Source organism: Lentilactobacillus curieae (assembly GCF_000785105.2).
GTDB classification, from domain to species: Bacteria; Bacillota; Bacilli; order Lactobacillales; family Lactobacillaceae; genus Lentilactobacillus; species Lentilactobacillus curieae.
This window is the reverse complement of record NZ_CP018906.1, coordinates 1,588,190-1,607,211: the sequence shown is the minus strand read 5'-3', so window position 1 is coordinate 1,607,211 and position 19,022 is coordinate 1,588,190. Positions and strand designations below refer to the sequence as shown.

The window sequence follows — 19,022 nt, the reverse complement described above, 5'->3', positions numbered from 1 at the left end:
TCTACTCCTTAAAGAATTCTTGGGCTTCAGTTTTAATCACACTAATTGTGCTTTCAATTACTTCTGACAGAGGCTTTGTGGCATCAATCATGACAAATCTTTCCTGGTTGTTCTTCGCAACTTTTAGGTAGCCATCATGAACCCGTTCGTGAAAGGACACTGCTTCAACGTCTAAGCGGTCAACCGCATCTTTACTTCTGTGAGCAGCAATTCTATCTAAGCCTACTTGTACCGGAATATCAAAATAGATTGTCTTAAATGGCAACAGGTCTTCGGTAGCAAACCGATTCATCTGATAAACCTCATCCATTCCAATTTGCCGGCCAGATCCTTGATATGCGACTGAACTATCAACGTAACGGTCACATAAGACCAACTTTCCAGCATTTAAGGCTGGAATAATCGTTTCAACTAAGTGTTGTCTTCTAGCTGCCGAATATAGAAGTGCTTCAGTTCGGGCATCCATTTCAGTGTTTTTCCGATCCAAAATCACGTTACGAATTTGTTCAGAAATTTTATTACCACCAGGTTCTCTAGTGACTAATAGTCGATCACCAAGTAAAGAACTGATTTTTTCTACCACATTGTTCATAACAGTCGTTTTTCCAGCACCGTCAGGGCCTTCAAACGTAATAAACTTTCCCGTCAACTTGGACTACCCCCAAAACTTATCTAAAGTAATTGTACTTGATGCATATTTGCTTGTCTATTCCATTAAAAAAGAGTAGTTGTGTATGCTTGAATACTAATCCCAAACACAACCACTCTGCAATAATAAATTACTCGTAGTGATCGTAACTGTGATCATAGTTAATAACCGAAGGTTGAATATGATCATTTTTAACACTACGGAGTCTAGCTTCACGGTAAATGAAAAAATACTTCTGTCTGGCAAGTGCTGTTTCAATCCTGATTTCATTGTCTACGTCAGCGATTGCATCCTGAGTTTTTTGAGCATAATCCCACTTTTCTTTCAAAGTATTGATCAAATCCAAAAGCTCCTCGTCGTACTCAGCTTTCACTTTGCGTTTTCTCCGACCAAACAACATCTTCACTCAGCTCCCGTTATATTTCTGTTCTACCTTCAACGGCCTTGAACAAGGTCATTTCATCAGCGTACTCAATATCAGCTCCCATTGATAATCCACGGGCTAGCCTTGTTACCTTAATTCCAGATGGGCGAATCAACTTAGATAGGTACATTGCCGTTGATTCCCCCTCCGGAGTTGCGTTTGTTGCAACAATGACTTCTTTGACCTCGTCATTTTTTTGCAGCCGTTTGATCAACGAACTAACATTAATATCCTCAGGACCAATGCCTTCGATTGGAGACAAAACTCCGTGAAGAACATGGTAAAGACCATGGTATTGCTGAATTTTTTCCATCACCATTACATCTTTCGGCTGTTCAACCACTAGAATCGTTGATTGATCTCGAGACTTATCCCGACAGATTTCACAGGGATCCTCTTCAGTAAGGTTCCCACAAATAGAACAATACTTGAGGTTTTCCTTTGTTTGCTTAAGCGCATCTGCGAAATCCATCACGTCTTGATTATTCATGTCGACTGCGTAAAAAGCTAACCTAGTAGCCGTCTTGTTTCCGATACCAGGTAGCTTCATGAAACTTTCAATTAATTTTGCGATTGGTTCTGGATATTGCATTGCAGTTCGCTCGATTCCTTTTTATAGTCCTGGGATTCCCTTAGTATACTTACCCATAGTTTGTTGAGTTTGTTTTTCAACCTTTTCTAAACCATCATTTACAGCCGCAATTATAAGGTCTGCCAACATGTCTGGATCATCTGGGTCAATGGCTTCGCTTTTGATTTGCAAGTCCTTTAGCTTCTTGCTGCCGTCAAATGTTGCTACCACCATATCTTCTGGTGAGTTACCTTTAAATTCTTGTTGATTAAGGTTTTCTTGTTCCTCGGCCAATTGTTGTTGCATCTTTTTCATTTGTTTCATCATCTTGTTCATGTTCATGCCGTTCATCATAGAAAAAGTTCCTCCATTTAATCATCTTTTACGTCAACAATGTCACTGCCAAAGAGTTCTTCGGCTTTTTTTACGACTAAGTTGGCTTGGTTTTCATTTTGCATTTCTTGAGCTGGTGTATCAATATCACCTGGTTCTGGTGGCAAAGGTGGTTCACTTTGATCCGCGGAATTAGATTTTGTGGTTGAGTCAGTTGTCACTTTTTCAGTTGAAGTTGGCTTTGGATGACCATTCTTGGATAGATAATCGCTGCGAATCTCAGGCCACTGGTTTTCTGGAACAAACACGATTTGCGGTGCCTTACCGACAATACGATCAAGACTATTTTCAAGGGCATCCTTTAAATCAGTGTCTGACTTTGCCTTTTGGTATAGAAAAAGATATTCAAAAGAAACAATTACTCCATCATCACTAGCTGCTACGGGCGTTGAAACATGCATAACTGCTCTTTGAGTGACTGATAACGACTCCATTAGATCTGGCCAAACTTGTTTGAATTGGTTAAGTTCATCCCTAGTGGCACTATCCAAAATTGGATAGATCTTAGTTAACTCAACCCGAGTATCAGCAGGTTTCTTTTCGATTGGGCTTGGTTTAGTAACTTCTGGAGCTACATTATCCGCTGAAGCAACAACTTTTGGTTGCTGTTTAACTTCTTTAGACAGTTCCCGAACCTGATCCTTTAAAGACTGAATTGTATCAAGTAGGTCGTGATATTCTGGTCCAGCAGGTGTTGCAGAGTTGCTTGCTACCTCAACCGGTTGAGCGTCCAAGTGAGTCAGTTTTACTGTCAATACTTCAAGATATACGTCTTGGTGAGTCGTGAATCTCAGCGAATTCAAAACATCATTGAGTGCTTCCACGATGTCGTATATCTGTTGATCAGTAATCGTCTCACTAAGTTGCTTAAACTTTTCATCAACGATTCCCAATTCCATTTCTTCAACCATTTCAGTATCTTGCCGATACAAAAGTAAATCTTGGCAAGTACTGGTCAGGTCCTCAACAAAACGTTTAAGATCCTTACCCTCATCCAGAATTGCTTGAATTGTTTTCAGTGCATCTTTGGTCTGTCCGCCAGTCACCTGTTCCAAGTAGGTCAACAACAAATCATTTTTGACGCTTCCTGTGACCAGCAACGCATTATCATAAGTAATTTGGTTGTCACCATATGACATGGCTTGATCCAAAATCGAGAGTGCATCCCGCATTCCACCCTCAGCTGATTTAGCAATCAGCTTTAGTGCCTTGTCTTCGTACTCAACACCCTTCTGACCAAGAATGTATTCCATTCTTTCAAGGATCGTCTTGGGCTTGATTCGCTTAAAATCAAATCTTTGTGTTCTAGAAATGATTGTCGCTGGAATTTTATGAGGTTCAGTTGTAGCTAAAATGAAGATCACATTAGCAGGTGGTTCCTCCAAGGTCTTCAACAAAGCATTGAAGGCCCCAGTTGATAACATATGAACTTCATCAATGATATAAACTTTATAGTCAGCAACTGTTGGTGCATACTTCGCCTTATCTCGAATGTCACGAATCTCTTCAACCCCATTATTTGAGGCGGCATCAATTTCAATCACATCATTTAAGCTACCTTCAGTAATTGCTTTACAGGTTTCACATTCGTTACAAGGCTCACCGTCCTTTAAATAATGACAGTTGACTGCCTTTGAGAAAATCTTGGCTGCAGAGGTTTTACCAGTCCCGCGCGGACCTGTAAAAAGATAAGCATGGCTCGTTTGACCAGTGATTAACGCATTTTTTAATGTTTGGGTGATAATTTCTTGGCCGACCAACTCATCGAATCTTTGTGGTCGCCAAACCCGGTAAAGAGCTTGATAACTCATCGTTATTCCTCCCGAAAATTTGCTTCACATCTAAATAATTATAGTATGAATGGACAAAACTTTCCAATCAAGATATTCTCATCTATTAGTTGTAAAAAAAATCTCCTGACAAAACTGTCAGGAGTTAAATTGCTATAAACGAGAGACACAAGATCAAAAATACTTAGTGCTGCTTCCTTCCGGACCTGACACAATTCGTAAGTCAACCTTTGTCTCAAGGCCTTACGGCACTAAATATCATAACAAACTATCAGATAAATATCCAGCCTATTTTTTCAACTTTCGCTTTTTTCTAGCTGCCTTGAAGAAACTCTTCATTAAATGTGATGCCTCATTACCCAGTAATCCATGTTCAACTTCAACCTGATGGTTCAGGCGTTGATCGCTTAACGTTTGATAAAGTGATGTAACTGCACCAGCTTTTGGATCCTCTGCCCCAAAATATACCTTATGAATCCGAGAATTAACGATTGCCCCTGAACACATCAAACAAGGTTCAATTGTCACATATAGATCACAATCGATTAATCGCCAACTATTGAGTGTGCGACAAGCTTCCTGAATTGCTACAACCTCAGCATGAACAGTTGAATCTTCAAGCCATTCTCTTAAATTATGACCACGACCGATAATTTGATTGTCTTTAACCACGACCGCCCCAATCGGAACTTCACCAATGAGGTAGGCTTTCTTCGCTTCAATCAGTGCTTGCTGCATATAATATGTTTGTTTTGTGCTCAAATTTATCTATCCTTCATTAATTGACTGAATAATATAGTAGCCTTTATCACGTTTTAAAATTTCTGAATTACCAAAAACGCCGTCCATTAGCTTTTTGGCAGATGGAGCTCCCTGCTTCTTCTGCAGAACAATCGTCAGTGTTCCGTTAGCCACTAGATGTTGTTTAGCCTCACTCAACATTTGGTCGACAACATCTTTTCCTGCCCGAACCGGCGGATTAGTAATGATGGCCGCATAGCTATCATTGATGTGCTGATAAACGTTGCTAGCAAAAATCTTAACGTTATTGACATTATTTTCCTTAGCATTTTGTTTTGCCAGTTCTAACGCAATTTCATTAACATCAACCATATCAATCTGCCGTTCAGGATACTTTTTACCGATTGCAATCCCAACGGGACCATATCCACAACCTAAATCAAGAATTTTCCCTTCTGGAATAATGGCGTAATTTACGTTATCAATAAGTACCCTGGTACCGTAATCGACCGTTTTTTTAGAAAACACTCCGTTGTCCGAAGTAAACAAAATGTTGTTTCCAAGTAACGTAAAGTTCCATTTTTGAGGATCAGACACAACATCTGGGTGTTCTGAATAGTAAAATTGATCGTCTGTCATCGTTAAACTCCTTAAAACCGCCTACTTTCGACGATTCCTATATTTGGTGTCGAATCAAAAAAATATCACAATATATTGTGTTTTTTCTTTGATTTTTGGTTTGCTTGGTGTACACTATAAAACGTAGATAAATGAATTAGTTACATAGGGAAGGTGTATGAAATGGGAAAAATCACAGTATATTCAAAAAACAACTGCATGCAATGCAAAATGACTAAGCGTTACTTGTCAGAACACAACATTCCGTTTGAAGAACACAATATTAACGAACAACCTGAATACGTTGATTACTTGAAGGAACGGGGCTTCATGGCAGTTCCCGTTGTTGATGTAGACGGTCAACAAGCCTTCAGTGGTTTCAGACCTGACGAACTCAAGTCAATCGCAAACTAGTCCTATTCATTTTAACATATCAGATAACCAAAGCGGGCGACCTTTTGGCCCGCTATTTTATTACTCAAATTTCAAAGAAAGAGTGGTCTCTAGCATGTCCTTACACAATTTACAGGATGTCTCGTACTTCGATCTCAATAACCAAATCAATATCCCAGTTAACGGCCAAATACCACTAAATAAGGATAAAGAAGCACTTGACGCCTTCATTAAAGAAAATGTTGAGCCAAACTTAGTGAAATTCGATTCACTAAAAGAACGGTTCGACTACTTGATTGATAATAAATACTATGAAGCTGACTTCATTAACAAGTACGACTTTTCATTCATTGAAAAACTGTACGACTATTTGAAGGAACAAGACTTTCACTTCAAATCATTCATGGCAGCCTATAAATTCTATGCTCAATACGCACTCAAGACTAACGATAATGACTCATACCTAGAAACATTTAGTGATCGTGTTGCCGCTAATGCCCTCTTCTTTGCAGATGGTGATGAAAAGTTGGCTATGGACCTTGCGGACGAAATTATTCACCAACGTTACCAACCCGCTACTCCTAGTTTCTTGAATGCTGGACGCGAAAACCGTGGCGAGTTCGTATCATGTTTCTTAATTCAAAGTACTGATGATATGAACACTATTGGCCGCACAATCAATTCCGCCTTACAACTATCACGTATCGGTGGCGGGGTTGGTATCAACTTGACTAACCTTCGTGAAGCTGGCGCACCAATCAAGCACATTGAAGGTGCCGCATCAGGTGTCGTACCAGTTATGAAATTACTAGAAGACAGTTTTTCATACTCTAACCAACTTGGCCAACGTCAAGGTGCCGGGGTTGTTTACCTAAGTGTTTTCCATCCTGACATTATCGACTTCCTTTCTGCTAAGAAGGAAAATGCTGATGAAAAAATCCGTCTAAAGACCCTTTCACTAGGTGTAATCGTTCCTGATAAATTCTATGAATTGATCAAAAATAACGAAGATATGTATCTATTCAGCCCATACGATGTTGAACGTGAATATGGCAAACCATTTGCATACGTCGACATTACCGCAGAATACGATAATTTAGTGGCTAACGACAAAATCAGCAAGAAGAAGATTAAGGCTCGTGATCTAGAAACTGAAATCAGTAAGCTACAACAAGAGTCTGGCTACCCTTACGTTATCAACATCGATACCGCTAACCGTGTTAACCCTATCGAAGGTCGTATTACAATGAGTAACCTCTGTTCAGAAATTCTTCAAGTACAAACTCCATCAACTGTTGATAATCAACAAAATTACATCAAACTTGGTAAGGACATTTCTTGTAACCTTGGATCAACAAACATCAATAACTTAATGAACTCTAATGACTTTGGTCACTCAGTTGAAACCATGGTTAGAGCCCTCACCTTTGTTACTGACCACTCTGACATTGATGTTGTCCCATCAATTCAAAAGGGTAACGATGAATCACATTCAATCGGTCTTGGAGCAATGGGACTTCACAGTTTCTTTGCTAAGAGCCACATGGAATACGGTTCACCAGAATCAATTGAGTTTACTAGCACTTACTTCATGCTACTTAACTATTGGAGTTTAAAGGCATCAAACGAAATTGCTAAGGAACGCAACGAAACGTTTGTTGGTTTTGACAAGAGTAAATACGCAGACGGCACTTACTTTGACAAGTACCTCAACGAAGACTTTGCTCCTAAATCTGATAAGGTTAAGGAACTATTCACCAACATTCCTGTTCCTACTAAAGAGGATTGGGAAGCTCTTAAAGAATCAGTTATGAAGTACGGTTTATATCACCAAAACAGAATGGCTGTAGCACCAAATGGTTCAATTTCTTATATCAACGACACTACTGCTAGTCTACATCCAATCATCAATCGGATTGAAGAACGCCAAGAGTCTAAGATTGGGAAGATCTACTACCCTGCTCCATACCTTTCAAACGATACTATGCCATATTACAAATCAGCTTACGATATGGATATGAGAAAGGTAATTGACATTTATGCAGCTGCCCAAGAGCATGTTGATCAAGGAATGAGTTTGACTCTATTCATGCGTTCAACAATTCCTGCCGGGATTTACGACTGGAAAGACGGTCGGACTGACAAGATGACAACTCGTGATTTAAACATCTTGAGAAACTACGCTCACAAAAAAGGTATCAAATCAATCTACTACATTCGTACATTTACCGATGACCAGCAAGAAGTTGGCTCGAATGAATGCGAAAGCTGTGTAATTTAGAAAGGGTAATCTGATGACTGAAAATTATAACGCAATCAACTGGAATGCAATCGATGACCAAATTGACAAGGCAACTTGGGAAAAGTTAACTGAACAATTTTGGTTGGACACGCGAATTCCATTATCAAATGACCTCGCCGATTGGCGGGAATTAGACGACGATCACAAATGGGTTGTTGGCCACGTTTTCGGTGGTTTGACCTTGCTTGACACGCTTCAATCACAAGAAGGTATGGCCTCACTTAGAAAAGACGTTAAGACAATGCACGAAACTGCCGTATTGAACAACATTCAATTCATGGAATCTGTTCATGCCAAGAGTTACTCATCAATCTTCTCAACGTTGAATACTCCAGATGAAATTGACGAAATCTTCGAGTGGAGTGACAGTGAGGAATTCTTGCAAAATAAGGCACTTAAGATTGAAAATCTTTACGTCAACCAAGATGATCCGCTCAAGAAAAAGATTGCTAGTGTGTTCCTAGAAACATTCCTATTCTACTCTGGTTTCTATACCCCACTCTACTATCTTGGTCATAACAAGCTCGCCAACGTTGCTGAAATTATCAAGTTGATTCTCCGTGACGAATCAGTTCATGGTACTTACATTGGATACAAATTCCAAGTAACTTTCAACCAACTTCCAAAAGAAAAGCAACAAGAACTCAAGGATTGGATGTACAACTTCTTGTACGAATTGTACTCAAACGAAGAGCAATACACCCACACCCTGTACGACCAAACTGGTTGGACTGAAGAAGTGTTGACATTTATCCGTTACAACGCCAACAAAGCATTGATGAACTTGGGACAAGATCCACTATTCCCAGACACCGCTGCTGACGTTAACCCAGTCGTTATGAACGGGATTTCAACATCAACTGCTAACCATGACTTCTTCTCACAAGTTGGTAATGGTTACCTACTTGGAAACGTTGAAGCGATGAGTGATAGTGATTACGATATTTAGTTAATAAAATTAAAAGCCACCCAAGATTTAAATCTTGGGTGGCTTTTTTATAACTATTTTGCTAGATTTTCAACTTCGCCACCACTTAACTTTGCTTTTAAGTTGTTAAGCGAAATATCAACCATGTTTTTAACTGCTTCATCCGTATGGAAAGCGGAGTGCGGTGTAACAATCACGTTAGGCATTTTTGACAGTTCTAAGACATCTTCAGCTTCAACCATAGCAGTTGACCGTGAATTTTGTAAATCGGCTGATTCATGCTCTAGAGTGTCAATTCCGGCACCAGCAATTTCTCCACTCTTTAACGCATTAATCATTGCAGGAGTGTCAACAATCGAACCGCGGGCGGTATTGATTAGAATTGCAGAATCCTTCATTCGTTTAAAAGCTTTCTCATCAAATAGATGGTCATTTTCTGGTAATCCTGGCATGTGAAGGTCAACCACATCAGCTTGATCTAAAATATCATCTAAACTATCTACGTATTTAAATGGTAAGTCAGAATCTTTCATTGGAAACTTATCGTAAGCAATTACATTGGCACCCAGGCCTGCAAACATTTTGATTGCCTCGCGGCCAATTCTACCGGTACCAACAACCCCAACAGTTGAGTTACTCATTAAGCGGCCCATAAAATCTGATGCCATATGGAACTCACCTAAGTCATGAAGTTGATTGTACATATAGCCAACTTTACGATTAACCATCAACGCTAAGGTAACAGCAAACTCAGCAATACTTGCAGGGCTGTAGGCAGGAACATTAGTTACAGTAACCCCATTCTGCTTAGCAGCAATTAAGTCGACGTTATCAAGACCAACATTTCTCAATGAAAGCATCGAAATGCCAAGCTCCTTCATCTTTGCAAAAAGTTCTGCATCGTAAGGAATGGTCTGCAAACCAGAAATTCCGTCAAATCCATCTGCCTCGCTGACAGTGTCAAGATTCAACGTATCGGTAGAGTAGTCAACTTCTATACCATTTTGTTTACCCCAGTCTTTAACAAACGGTATCTCATCATCGCGGACATTGTATGCAATAAACTTCATTATAATTTCCTACTTTCACAAATTTTTAACTAGCTTAATTTTATCAAAAATGCGATGGGAAAGTATTGTTTCCCATCGCATTATCATCAAATTATTAGACTTGTGAAATAAATTTATCGAATGCTGCTTGTCCCTTCGCATCCCATTTGTACACACCAGCATCCTCTAACACTCTAGAAAATACTAAGCCGACTTCACGATTAACAACGTCTTCAACGTTTTGATCATTGATTTCATTGTCATTAGCAATCTGGTCTGCCCACTCCTTGTGGTAATCCGCAATTTCATTAGGCTTACCAACAAGGTACTTTTCGACTTCCTTCATCTCTGTCTTTAATCTTGCCGGTAAAATCGCTCTTCCCATAACTTCGATCAAACCGATGTTTTCCTTCTTAATGTGTTGAACATCCTTATGTGGATGGAAGATTCCATCTGGGTATTCAGCAGATGTTTGGTTATCTCTAAGAACGATATCCATAACGAACTTATCTCCATCCATCCGAGCAATTGGTGTCACCGTGTGATGGCGAGTTCCATCTGTGTATGCCCGAATATCAACAGACTCATCTGAATATTCTTTCCAACTAAGAAAAATTCTATTTGCGGCAGCGATTACCTTAGTTGAATCTTCACTGGCCAAACGAATAGTTGCCATTGGCCACTTCACAATTCCGGCATCCAAACCGTCAACACCTAGATCTACTTTACGATCAATTGGTGCCTTCATCATTGGAAAACTGTGACGACCACCTTGATAATGATCTTGGGCTAATAGTGACCCACCAACGATTGGCAAATCAGCGTTACTACCAACAAAGTAATGTGGTAATTGACGAATAATATCTGCCAAATTAATAAACGTTTGGTTATTGATTGCCATTGGGACGTGCTTTTGGTTTAAGAAAATGGCATGTTCACCAAAATAGGCATAAGGAGAATATTGGAATCCCCAAGGTTGGCCACCAATCATCATGCGGATTACCCGGTGATTACTTCTCGCAGCATAGCCTAAACGACCTAAATAGCCTTCATTTTCGATTGCCAAAGGACCAACTGGATAACTTGTCGCCTTAGCTTTGCCTGCGGCTGCAATTGCCTTAGGATCCTTTTCCGGCTTCGATAGATTAACAGTAATTTCAAGATTACCGTATTCTGTCTTGGTTTCGTAAGAAATGTTCTTGGCAATTGCCCGAGTTTTGATGTAATCATTCTTCTGGCTTAAGTTGTAGAAATAGTCAGTTGCTTCTTTTGGAGCATCATTATACTTGTTCCAAAAAAGTGAGTTCACCTTAGATGGAATCGGTGTTAACAAATCCATTAACTGATCTTCCAATATTTCTCGATTAGTAATCGAATCCTCGATTTTCTCGTGTTCAATTGCTAAGTCTACTAAATCATTAGCCAAATCTACTGGATCCTCATCATCGGTTTCGTTACCTTTACCATCACCAATCAAACGAAAGATTAGGTTAGTCACGTAAATTCTGTCGACTTCTGAGTAAGGAGAGTCGGACTTAATAATTAAATCAACAAATTTATCAACTGCTGTTGCCATCATTAATCTACTTTCCTTCCCGATCGTTGTATCCCTTTGGATGTGACATCTTCCAATTCCAGGCGGTCTTAATAATTTCCTTAACATCATCAAATTGTGGGTTCCAGCCTAGAACACTGCGAGCCTTTTCACTTGATGCAATTAATGTACTTGGGTCACCAGCACGACGAGGTCCCATTTCGGCAGGAATCTCTTTACCAGTAACTTCACGAGCAGCTTCCAGCATCTCTTTGTTTGAGAAACCAGTTGAAGAACCAAGGTTAAATGCTTGGCTATCGTTACCCTTCTTTAGGTATTCTAGTGCCAAAATGTGGGCGTCTGCTAAATCGACAACGTGGACGTAATCACGTACGTTTGTACCATCTTTAGTATCGTAATCATCACCAAAAATGGTTAGCTGTTCACGTTCACCTGAAGCAACTTGAAGAATAATTGGTACCAAATGTGTTTCTGGACTGTGATCTTCACCAATTGAGCCATCTGACTTAGCACCAGCAACGTTAAAGTAACGGAGCGCAACAAACTTGATGCCGTAAGCAACATCACTCCAGTGCATAATCTTTTCCATTGCCAACTTGCTTTCACCATATGGGTTAGTTGGAACTTGCGGATCAGTTTCTTTAATTGGAATTTGTTTTGGTTCACCATAAGTTGCAGCAGTTGATGAGAATACGATGAACTTAACATCATGATCGTGCATAACTTCAAGTAAGCTAATCATTCCACCATTGTTGTTGTCAAAGTACTTTAGCGGCTTTTCCATTGATTCTGGAACCACTGAAAATGCGGCAAAGTGAATAACTCCTTCAATATCTTCCTTTTCAAATACGCCGTTCAAAAATTCTTTATCACGAACGTCGCCTTCGTAAAAACGAGCCTTCTTATTGATTGCAGCAACGTGACCAGTTACCAAGTTATCGACTACAACTACGTCATATCCATTTTCAATTAATCTATCTACTGCGTGTGAGCCAATGTATCCGGCTCCACCTAATACCAAAACTGCCATTGATTGTTACCTCCTAATTTTTCTCTTACTTAATCTCTCTTGGACCGTCTGAAATTTCAGCGATGTAGAACTCACCTGGATGGCCAATGGTTTGTTCATAAGTATCGCCAACGTTCTTGATAAAGTCATCAACCTTATCCTTCTCAACGATAGCAATTGCACAACCACCAAATCCAGCACCTGTCATACGGGCACCAACAACTCCTGGTTGTTTCCAAGCAGTTTCAGCCAAAGTATCAAGTTCCTTACCAGTAACGTCATAATCGTAGTGAAGAGAAACATGTGATGCGTTAATTAACCGACCGAATGTTTCAAGATCTCCGTCTATCAATGCTTTCTTCGCTTGTAGGGTTCTTTGGTTTTCAAATACAGCATGGCGTGCCCGCTTAATCAGCGTGTCATCGTTAATTAGGTAACTGTGTTGATCAAATTCTGATTCATTTAGGTCACCCAACGACTTAACATCAACCCCGGTCTGAAGACGTTTCAATGCTTCTTCACATTCTGAACGACGTTCGTTGTATTTAGAATCTTGAAGCTCACGGTGCTTCTTAGTATTCATAATTACAATAACGTGGTTACCGAGTTCAACAGGAACATATTCAAATTTCATTGAGTTAGTGTCTAGTAAGATTGCTTTGTCTTTCTTACCCATTCCAATTGCAAATTGATCCATGATTCCTGAGTTAACACCAATGTAGTTATTTTCAACCAACTTACCGTATTCAACCAGCTCTTGTTGATCGATACCAAATGAGAATACATCGTTAACAATTTCTGCGGTCAGCAATTCAATTGAAGCTGATGAAGAAAGGCCTGCACCATCTGGCAAGTTACCATTTAGGACAACATCAAATCCGTGGTTTAATTTATGACCTTGGTTAATAATTTCAGCAATCATTCCCTTAGGATAGTTTGCCCAGCCAATTTGTTTATCATATTCCATGTTATCAAGTGAAAATTCAACAACCCCTTGATCAGGAACGTTCATTGAATACATCCGGATTACATTATCATCACGATTAGCGTAAGCAGCGTAGATCCCCAAACTAATGGCACATGGAAATACGTTTCCACCGTTGTAGTCGGTATGTTCACCAATTAAATTGATCCGGCCTGGTGAGAAAAACAGGCGGGTTGAATCTGAACCATATAATTCTTTAAATTTACTCTTAGCATCATCATAAATCATTGTTTTCATCCCTTTACGTTTTTTACTAAATTTTACTAACTAAAACTTACTCTTTTTTATCATGCTTGTCAATCATTCAACGCAAATTATCAAAAAACGGTTTCTTGTACAAACGCCCTTTCTTAGGTAATGTAAGCAATTTCATTTAGTGAACGTCTGAACAAACCCGATTCGATAATTGTTAGTAGAGAGTTGGTAAAAAGTTAGTAAAACTAAAAACAAAAAAACAGAACTCATGAAAATGAGTTCTGTTTTTTAATTGCTTATTTTTCATCGATGAAAGGTAAAAACTTGATAAATCGTGGTCGTCTTCTCTTTTCGTCGACCCTGCGGTTAACTATTGTGAATACCTGCATCGTAGCTAATGCCAGTGATGAACCTTTAAAATACGAAATGTACTTTGGCGTCCACTTGTCTACATATTTATCTTTGTAGGAACGTAGTCCTTCAAAACTGTAAAATCTTGCACCATACTCATAGATGATGTGGACAATTCGCTCTTCCATAAAACTAAACCTTGAAGTCCCAACATTCGATAGCGGAGACATTCCGAGATCGAAATACTGGAACCCATCATCCTTTGCCTGATTGTACAAATTAACGAATATTCCATCCATAATTCCTGACGGAGCTTTCTCACTCGATCGCATCAAATCTATTGAAGTAACTTCATCATTGCCACTAGTCATTATATTGGCAAAGGCAACGATTTTTCCTTCTGGATTCTTCATTACCGCAATTGGTGCTTGGTTCAAATAGTACTCATCGAAAAATCCCAAGGAGAATCCCTTCTCCTCTTTCCCGTCTAACCACTCATTAGAGATTGACCTTAAAGTTTCAATAAATTCATGATCAAATGGAGGCTTAAGAATTTCAAAGCTGTAATTTTCTCGCTCAAATTTATTCATTAACGCCCGTTCACCACGGTGGCGTTTTCCAGCCAAAGTAAAGTTTTGGACATCAACCAAACCAGTCTCACCTGTTTTGATAAAGTCAAACCCCTTCTCATGAAGCATCATGGTCATATCTTCGTTGATTTCGTAGAATACCAACCGATATCCCTGCTGATCCGCCTGCTCCATAAAGTAGTCAATGGCTGCGCTGAACTTTTCTGGGTTTCCAACTGGTTCACCCATGATAACTAATTTATCAGCAACCTGTCTAAACATGAAGAAAACTTGGTCAACTCCGCCCTCTTGATAGTAAAAAATTGTTTTATCCTTCAAGAACGCTAGTTGACTTACCTCGTTACCACCATACTGATCAATCAATCTTTGAATTCTTGGCCCATCAAAGGGCAAATTGAACCACGCTGGCTTTTTACCAGTTAGATAGGCATTAATTCCAATCAACACAAACATTGCCACTAGCAAGCCAATAAAGCCAATTAGCCAGGCTGCCTCAGATGGGAATAAGTAAGCTTTATCAAAATGAAGCCGGTTCTGATGAGTAGCAATTCCTAAAAGCGCATATGCTAAAAACGTGATGAAGTATATGGAACCGTTAAATGCAAGTTTCCCCCAAGAATTTGCCATTCGATCGCGATAAAGAACCCCTTTGGAGAGCATCAATAACACCAAAATCACCACAAACACTGCTATCATTCTCCAAGTGAATGCTTCATTTAGTAACGTATTAACAATTGATATCAATAATACTATCACCGTTGGCACAAATGCTCGTTTAGTCCGTGACCACAATCCACTTGCTAATCCAATTAGTAAAAAGGCCACAATTATGTTAAGCACATGGCTTAAAAACAGGATCGTATACGGAAATAGTTTTAAATAGAATTTGTTCTCAGCAACAACATCTGGAATCGTTGCAAACAACAGCATCATAATTCCTGAGAAATACATAAATGCTGTTAGTAAAATTTGGGCGGTTCTTTGAATAATAATCTTAGGTAGACCATCAAGATACTGATTAATTTTGCTTCCAGTATCATGAATAAATAAGATTACCCCAACTAAGAAAGGCAGCAGGTAATAAAACAGTCGGTACATCAGAATCCAAACAATTGCATCGCTTTTACCGACACCAACAAACCCAAGGCCAATTACCATAAACACATCAAACGATCCCAAACCACCGGGAATCATGGAAATAACTCCTGCAACATTGGCAACGACAAAAATTGGAATGATTGCGGCAAACCTCGCATCAATTCCCATCATATATCCAACAAAAAGGAAGAATCCAAGCGCACTGCCCCACTCTAAAAAGGATCCGATGGTCATTGTGGCCTCTTCTTTAATCGTTAGATCATCAAAAAATGATGACTGATTATACCGTGTAAATATAAACATAGCGGGAAAGTAAACTGCTCCAGCAGCCATCCAAATCCAGTAATGAGTGAATTGACTTCCAATTCCAAAGCCAAAGACTAAAACTAATGCAACGAAACAAAGTAGCGATAACCCAGAGACTAAAAATAAAGCAACCTTTGAAATTGCGTAAACTACCTGTTTTCTCGTGGCATTTTTACCGTAGAAATGGGCTCGTAAACTAGCACCTAAAAGGCCGCCAAATCCTAACAAATTAGTGAATGTGTTGACGACCCAACCACTTTTAATGACATACGATTTAGAAAAAGTGCCAGGCAGAAATCTGACAATCGAAAAATCGTAAATCATCATCGGTAATATTGAAATAAATCCAACTACCAACATCGCAAGAATTGCGCCTTGAGATTGTTGGGAAACAACCTCTCTCAATTGATTGCCACTAACTTCGCGAAAAACCTTTGCAGATTCCCTAATCACAAAAATCAATACCGAAAATACAAAGATAATTTTGAACAGTGTCATTCTTTTATCTATAAATGACCAAATCTTTTTTAGCATTTTTTGCCCCCGTGTCCTCATATTAACCTAATTATGCCAATAAAAAATGTTACTGACAAATCATAACGTTCTAAGGATTTATGTACAAAAAAAGGATTATATCGACAAGCGATATAATCCCATTTTGATAACTGAAAAGTAGTGAGACTACTTAAGAGTTACAACTCCACCAACTTCTTCAAGCTTAGCCTTGATGTCGTTAGCTTCGTCTTCTGAAAGGCCTTCCTTGATAACTGATGGAACACCATCAACAAGACCCTTAGCGTCCTTCAAACCAAGGCCAGTGATTTCACGAACAACCTTGATTGCTTTAACTTTTTGGTCACCTGATTCAGTCAACTCAACGTCGTATGAATCCTTTGCACCAGCGTCTCCACCAGCAGCACCTGCAGCAGCAACTGGAGCAGCTGCAGAAACACCAAATTCTTCTTCAATTGCTGAAACTAAGTCGTTTAAGTCAGTAATTGAAGCATCTTTAATTTGTTCAATAATATTGTCTTTATCGAAAGCCATTATATTTTCCTCCATTATACTTCTAAAGTAAGTATTTTAAGTTTATGCGGCATCGCCGTCATCTGAATCCTTGCTATCTGCAACAGCTTTAACAGCGTATGCAACGTTTCTAACTGGTGCTTGAAGGATGTTAGCAAGAGTAGCCAACAATTCTTCACGACTAGGTAATGTAGCAAATTGATTGATTTGATCAATTGAAGCAACCTTACCGTCAATTACACCACCCTTAATTTCAAGGGCATCATGGTCTTTTGCGAAGTTGTGCATGATCTTAGGACCAGCAACAGCATCGTCTGATGCAAAAGCAACAGCTGTAGGGCCAGAGAATACATCCTTCAAGTCTTCCAAGCCTGCTTGTTCAGCAGCACGTTGTAATAACTTGTTCTTAAGAACGCTCATCTTAACGCCGCTTTCACGTAATTGCTTACGCAAATCAGTTACTTCTTCAACAGTTAAACCACGGTAGTCAACAACTACCATTGAAGATGCATTGTTCATATTTTCAACAATTTCTTCAACTTGTTTTGCTTTAACAGCAATAGTTTGTTCACTCACGAATTTCACCTCCCAGTTTATTTGGTCGGGACTTTAAAAAAAATCCCTATGCCCACCTAGACATAGGAAAAAGATTATTCCTCGGCAGGATATTAAGGCAAAATGCCACCTGAGTCTTAGGCGCGTATATTTACGACAAATAGTAATATACCATAGGCGACGACAGTCGTCAAATAGGGATTTTAATTAAATATCTTTAGAATGATTCAATATCAACTTTGACACCAGGGCCAAATGTTGATGAAACAGAAACGTTGGTTACGTAAGTACCACGAACAGATGCTGGACGAGCACGTACAACAACTTCTTCGATGGTCTTAATGTTACCAATAAGTTTGTCTGCATCAAATGATACCTTACCAACTGGAACTGCAACGTTACCGTCACGGTCAGTTCTATAAGTTACCTTACCAGCTTTTGATTCCTCAACAGCTTTAGCAACATCCATAGTAACTGTACCAGTCTTAGGGTTAGGCATTAAACCTTTAGGTCCAAGAACACGTCCAAGACGACCAACTTGGGCCATCATGTCTGGAGTAGCGATGGCAACATCAAAGTCTAACCATCCGTCTTGAATCTTTTCAACTAAGTCAGTTTCACCAACAAAGTCTGCACCGGCTGCTTCGGCTTCTTTAGCCTTGTCACCCTTTGCAAATACAACAACAGTTTGATCTTTACCAGTTCCGTTTGGTAAAACAACGGCACCACGTAATTGTTGATCAGCTTGTTTTGTATCAACGTTTAGATTGAATACAACTTCAACAGTTGCATCAAATTTTGCGAAATCAATTTTCTTTACTAATTCAACAGCCTCATCAACTGAATAAGCCTTTTCTGAGTCGACTTGTTCTAAAGCTGCTTTATAGTTTTTACCTCTATTACGAGCCATGTGTGTTTTCCTCCTAGCTTTGTGGTTATAACGGATTAACCTCCCACGCGACGCGCAAGCAACGCATCATTGAAAATAATCCTCTTAATGATGAAATAGACTATCCTTCGACAGTGAATCCCATACTACGAGCAGTACCTTCGATGATTCGCATTGCTGCTTCGACGTCAGCTGCGTTTAGGTCTTGCATTTTAGTTTCGGCAATTTCTTTAACTTGGTCTTTAGTTACACTAGCAACCTTGTTAACATTTGGTTCGCCGGAACCCTTTTGAACACCAGCAGCTTTCTTGAGTAAAACAGCAGCAGGTGGAGTCTTTGTGATGAAGTCGAATGAACGATCTTCGTACACAGTAATTACAACTGGAATAATCATTCCTGCTTGATCAGCAGTTCTTGCATTAAATTCCTTTGTAAAGCCCATGATGTTGATACCTGCTTGTCCTAACGCAGGTCCAACAGGAGGAGCGGGTGTTGCTTTGCCCGCAGGAATTTGCAACTTAACAACGTTTGCTACTTTCTTTGCCACGAGACATAACCTCCTTAAGTCCGTGTGTGGTTAATGGAGATGTAGATTTCTCCTCCCA

19 protein-coding genes, 1 other RNA gene and 1 other annotated feature are annotated in these 19,022 nt (G+C 39.5%); of the genes, 3 read left to right on the top strand and 17 right to left on the bottom strand.

Annotated elements, in window-relative coordinates; translation table 11 throughout:
• Position 1 precedes the first annotated feature (1 nt).
• The 8 genes from tmk to PL11_RS07735 form a co-directional block, all read right to left on the bottom strand.
• Positions 2-649, bottom strand: a complete 648-nt coding sequence (tmk, locus tag PL11_RS07770) for a dTMP kinase (RefSeq protein WP_035167560.1) — start codon at positions 647-649, stop codon at positions 2-4.
• Between the two features lie 130 nt (positions 650-779).
• Positions 780-1,049 (bottom strand): YaaL family protein, encoded by a 270-nt coding sequence (locus PL11_RS07765; protein ID WP_078256947.1) that lies wholly within the window; start codon positions 1,047-1,049, stop codon positions 780-782.
• 16 nt (positions 1,050-1,065) lie between these two features.
• Positions 1,066-1,665, bottom strand: coding sequence for a recombination mediator RecR (gene recR / locus PL11_RS07760; RefSeq protein WP_035167562.1), 600 nt, complete (start codon positions 1,663-1,665; stop codon positions 1,066-1,068).
• Between the two features lie 21 nt (positions 1,666-1,686).
• Positions 1,687-1,998, bottom strand: a complete 312-nt coding sequence (locus tag PL11_RS07755) for a YbaB/EbfC family nucleoid-associated protein (protein ID WP_035167565.1) — start codon at positions 1,996-1,998, stop codon at positions 1,687-1,689.
• Positions 1,999-2,015: 17 nt separating this feature from the next.
• On the bottom strand, positions 2,016-3,848 hold the full coding sequence (gene dnaX, locus PL11_RS07750; protein ID WP_035167566.1) for a DNA polymerase III subunit gamma/tau: 1,833 nt from the start codon (positions 3,846-3,848) through the stop codon (positions 2,016-2,018).
• 133 nt (positions 3,849-3,981) lie between these two features.
• Positions 3,982-4,068: signal recognition particle sRNA small type (gene ffs, locus PL11_RS07745), an RNA gene on the bottom strand.
• A gap of 47 nt (positions 4,069-4,115) precedes the next feature.
• Positions 4,116-4,589: a tRNA adenosine(34) deaminase TadA gene (gene tadA / locus PL11_RS07740; protein WP_257787903.1), complete on the bottom strand. Its 474-nt coding sequence runs from the start codon at positions 4,587-4,589 to the stop codon at positions 4,116-4,118.
• Positions 4,590-4,595: 6 nt separating this feature from the next.
• Positions 4,596-5,207, bottom strand: coding sequence for a class I SAM-dependent methyltransferase (locus tag PL11_RS07735; RefSeq protein ID WP_035167569.1), 612 nt, complete (start codon positions 5,205-5,207; stop codon positions 4,596-4,598).
• A gap of 162 nt (positions 5,208-5,369) precedes the next feature.
• Here PL11_RS07735 and PL11_RS07730 point away from each other — a divergent pair, with 162 nt between their 5' ends.
• From PL11_RS07730 to nrdF, 3 genes are all read left to right on the top strand, one after another.
• On the top strand, positions 5,370-5,600 hold the full coding sequence (locus tag PL11_RS07730) for a redoxin NrdH (RefSeq protein WP_035167570.1): 231 nt from the start codon (positions 5,370-5,372) through the stop codon (positions 5,598-5,600).
• Between the two features lie 94 nt (positions 5,601-5,694).
• Positions 5,695-7,860, top strand: a complete 2,166-nt coding sequence (gene nrdE, locus PL11_RS07725; protein ID WP_035167572.1) for a class 1b ribonucleoside-diphosphate reductase subunit alpha — start codon at positions 5,695-5,697, stop codon at positions 7,858-7,860.
• A gap of 13 nt (positions 7,861-7,873) precedes the next feature.
• Entirely contained in the window at positions 7,874-8,830 is a 957-nt protein-coding gene (nrdF, locus tag PL11_RS07720) for a class 1b ribonucleoside-diphosphate reductase subunit beta (protein ID WP_035167573.1), read from the top strand.
• Between the two features lie 53 nt (positions 8,831-8,883).
• On the opposite strand, the gene PL11_RS07715 is transcribed toward nrdF, so the two are convergent.
• The 9 genes from PL11_RS07715 to rplK form a co-directional block, all read right to left on the bottom strand.
• Complete coding sequence (locus tag PL11_RS07715) at positions 8,884-9,879, bottom strand: D-2-hydroxyacid dehydrogenase (RefSeq protein WP_035167575.1); 996 nt, start codon at positions 9,877-9,879, stop codon at positions 8,884-8,886.
• A 94-nt stretch (positions 9,880-9,973) separates the two neighbouring features.
• Positions 9,974-11,437, bottom strand: a complete 1,464-nt coding sequence (locus PL11_RS07710; RefSeq protein WP_035167576.1) for a UDP-glucose--hexose-1-phosphate uridylyltransferase — start codon at positions 11,435-11,437, stop codon at positions 9,974-9,976.
• A 4-nt stretch (positions 11,438-11,441) separates the two neighbouring features.
• Positions 11,442-12,443 (bottom strand): UDP-glucose 4-epimerase GalE, encoded by a 1,002-nt coding sequence (galE, locus tag PL11_RS07705; RefSeq protein ID WP_035167577.1) that lies wholly within the window; start codon positions 12,441-12,443, stop codon positions 11,442-11,444.
• 25 nt (positions 12,444-12,468) lie between these two features.
• Positions 12,469-13,635, bottom strand: coding sequence for a galactokinase (locus PL11_RS07700; RefSeq protein ID WP_035167578.1), 1,167 nt, complete (start codon positions 13,633-13,635; stop codon positions 12,469-12,471).
• A 263-nt stretch (positions 13,636-13,898) separates the two neighbouring features.
• Complete coding sequence (mprF, locus tag PL11_RS07695) at positions 13,899-16,481, bottom strand: bifunctional lysylphosphatidylglycerol flippase/synthetase MprF (protein WP_035167579.1); 2,583 nt, start codon at positions 16,479-16,481, stop codon at positions 13,899-13,901.
• A 147-nt stretch (positions 16,482-16,628) separates the two neighbouring features.
• The gene (gene rplL / locus PL11_RS07690) at positions 16,629-16,994 is read right to left on the bottom strand and encodes a 50S ribosomal protein L7/L12 (protein ID WP_035167581.1); all 366 of its coding nucleotides are present in this window, start codon (positions 16,992-16,994) and stop codon (positions 16,629-16,631) included.
• A gap of 42 nt (positions 16,995-17,036) precedes the next feature.
• Positions 17,037-17,549 (bottom strand): 50S ribosomal protein L10, encoded by a 513-nt coding sequence (rplJ, locus tag PL11_RS07685; protein ID WP_035167582.1) that lies wholly within the window; start codon positions 17,547-17,549, stop codon positions 17,037-17,039.
• Positions 17,550-17,577: 28 nt separating this feature from the next.
• Positions 17,578-17,688 (bottom strand) — a sequence feature (ribosomal protein L10 leader region).
• 57 nt (positions 17,689-17,745) lie between these two features.
• Complete coding sequence (gene rplA / locus PL11_RS07680) at positions 17,746-18,438, bottom strand: 50S ribosomal protein L1 (protein ID WP_035167583.1); 693 nt, start codon at positions 18,436-18,438, stop codon at positions 17,746-17,748.
• 100 nt (positions 18,439-18,538) lie between these two features.
• Entirely contained in the window at positions 18,539-18,964 is a 426-nt protein-coding gene (gene rplK, locus PL11_RS07675; RefSeq protein ID WP_035167585.1) for a 50S ribosomal protein L11, read from the bottom strand.
• Positions 18,965-19,022 lie beyond the last annotated feature (58 nt).

What these genes read in the sequence shown, in the direction of transcription:
- PL11_RS07715 (WP_035167575.1), bottom strand. Translation starts at nt 9,879, where the DNA reads ATGAAGTTTATTGCATACAATGTCCGCGATGATGAGATACCGTTTGTT.
- nrdF (WP_035167573.1), top strand. Translation starts at nt 7,874, where the DNA reads ATGACTGAAAATTATAACGCAATCAACTGGAATGCAATCGATGACCAA.
- PL11_RS07700 (WP_035167578.1), bottom strand. Translation starts at nt 13,635, where the DNA reads ATGATTTATGATGATGCTAAGAGTAAATTTAAAGAATTATATGGTTCA.
- PL11_RS07710 (WP_035167576.1), bottom strand. Translation starts at nt 11,437, where the DNA reads ATGATGGCAACAGCAGTTGATAAATTTGTTGATTTAATTATTAAGTCC.
- dnaX (WP_035167566.1), bottom strand. Translation starts at nt 3,848, where the DNA reads ATGAGTTATCAAGCTCTTTACCGGGTTTGGCGACCACAAAGATTCGAT.
- mprF (WP_035167579.1), bottom strand. Translation starts at nt 16,481, where the DNA reads ATGCTAAAAAAGATTTGGTCATTTATAGATAAAAGAATGACACTGTTC.
- galE (WP_035167577.1), bottom strand. Translation starts at nt 12,443, where the DNA reads ATGGCAGTTTTGGTATTAGGTGGAGCCGGATACATTGGCTCACACGCA.
- recR (WP_035167562.1), bottom strand. Translation starts at nt 1,665, where the DNA reads ATGCAATATCCAGAACCAATCGCAAAATTAATTGAAAGTTTCATGAAG.
- PL11_RS07755 (WP_035167565.1), bottom strand. Translation starts at nt 1,998, where the DNA reads ATGATGAACGGCATGAACATGAACAAGATGATGAAACAAATGAAAAAG.
- rplL (WP_035167581.1), bottom strand. Translation starts at nt 16,994, where the DNA reads ATGGCTTTCGATAAAGACAATATTATTGAACAAATTAAAGATGCTTCA.
- PL11_RS07735 (WP_035167569.1), bottom strand. Translation starts at nt 5,207, where the DNA reads ATGACAGACGATCAATTTTACTATTCAGAACACCCAGATGTTGTGTCT.
- nrdE (WP_035167572.1), top strand. Translation starts at nt 5,695, where the DNA reads ATGTCCTTACACAATTTACAGGATGTCTCGTACTTCGATCTCAATAAC.
- rplA (WP_035167583.1), bottom strand. Translation starts at nt 18,438, where the DNA reads ATGGCTCGTAATAGAGGTAAAAACTATAAAGCAGCTTTAGAACAAGTC.
- PL11_RS07730 (WP_035167570.1), top strand. Translation starts at nt 5,370, where the DNA reads ATGGGAAAAATCACAGTATATTCAAAAAACAACTGCATGCAATGCAAA.
- PL11_RS07765 (WP_078256947.1), bottom strand. Translation starts at nt 1,049, where the DNA reads ATGTTGTTTGGTCGGAGAAAACGCAAAGTGAAAGCTGAGTACGACGAG.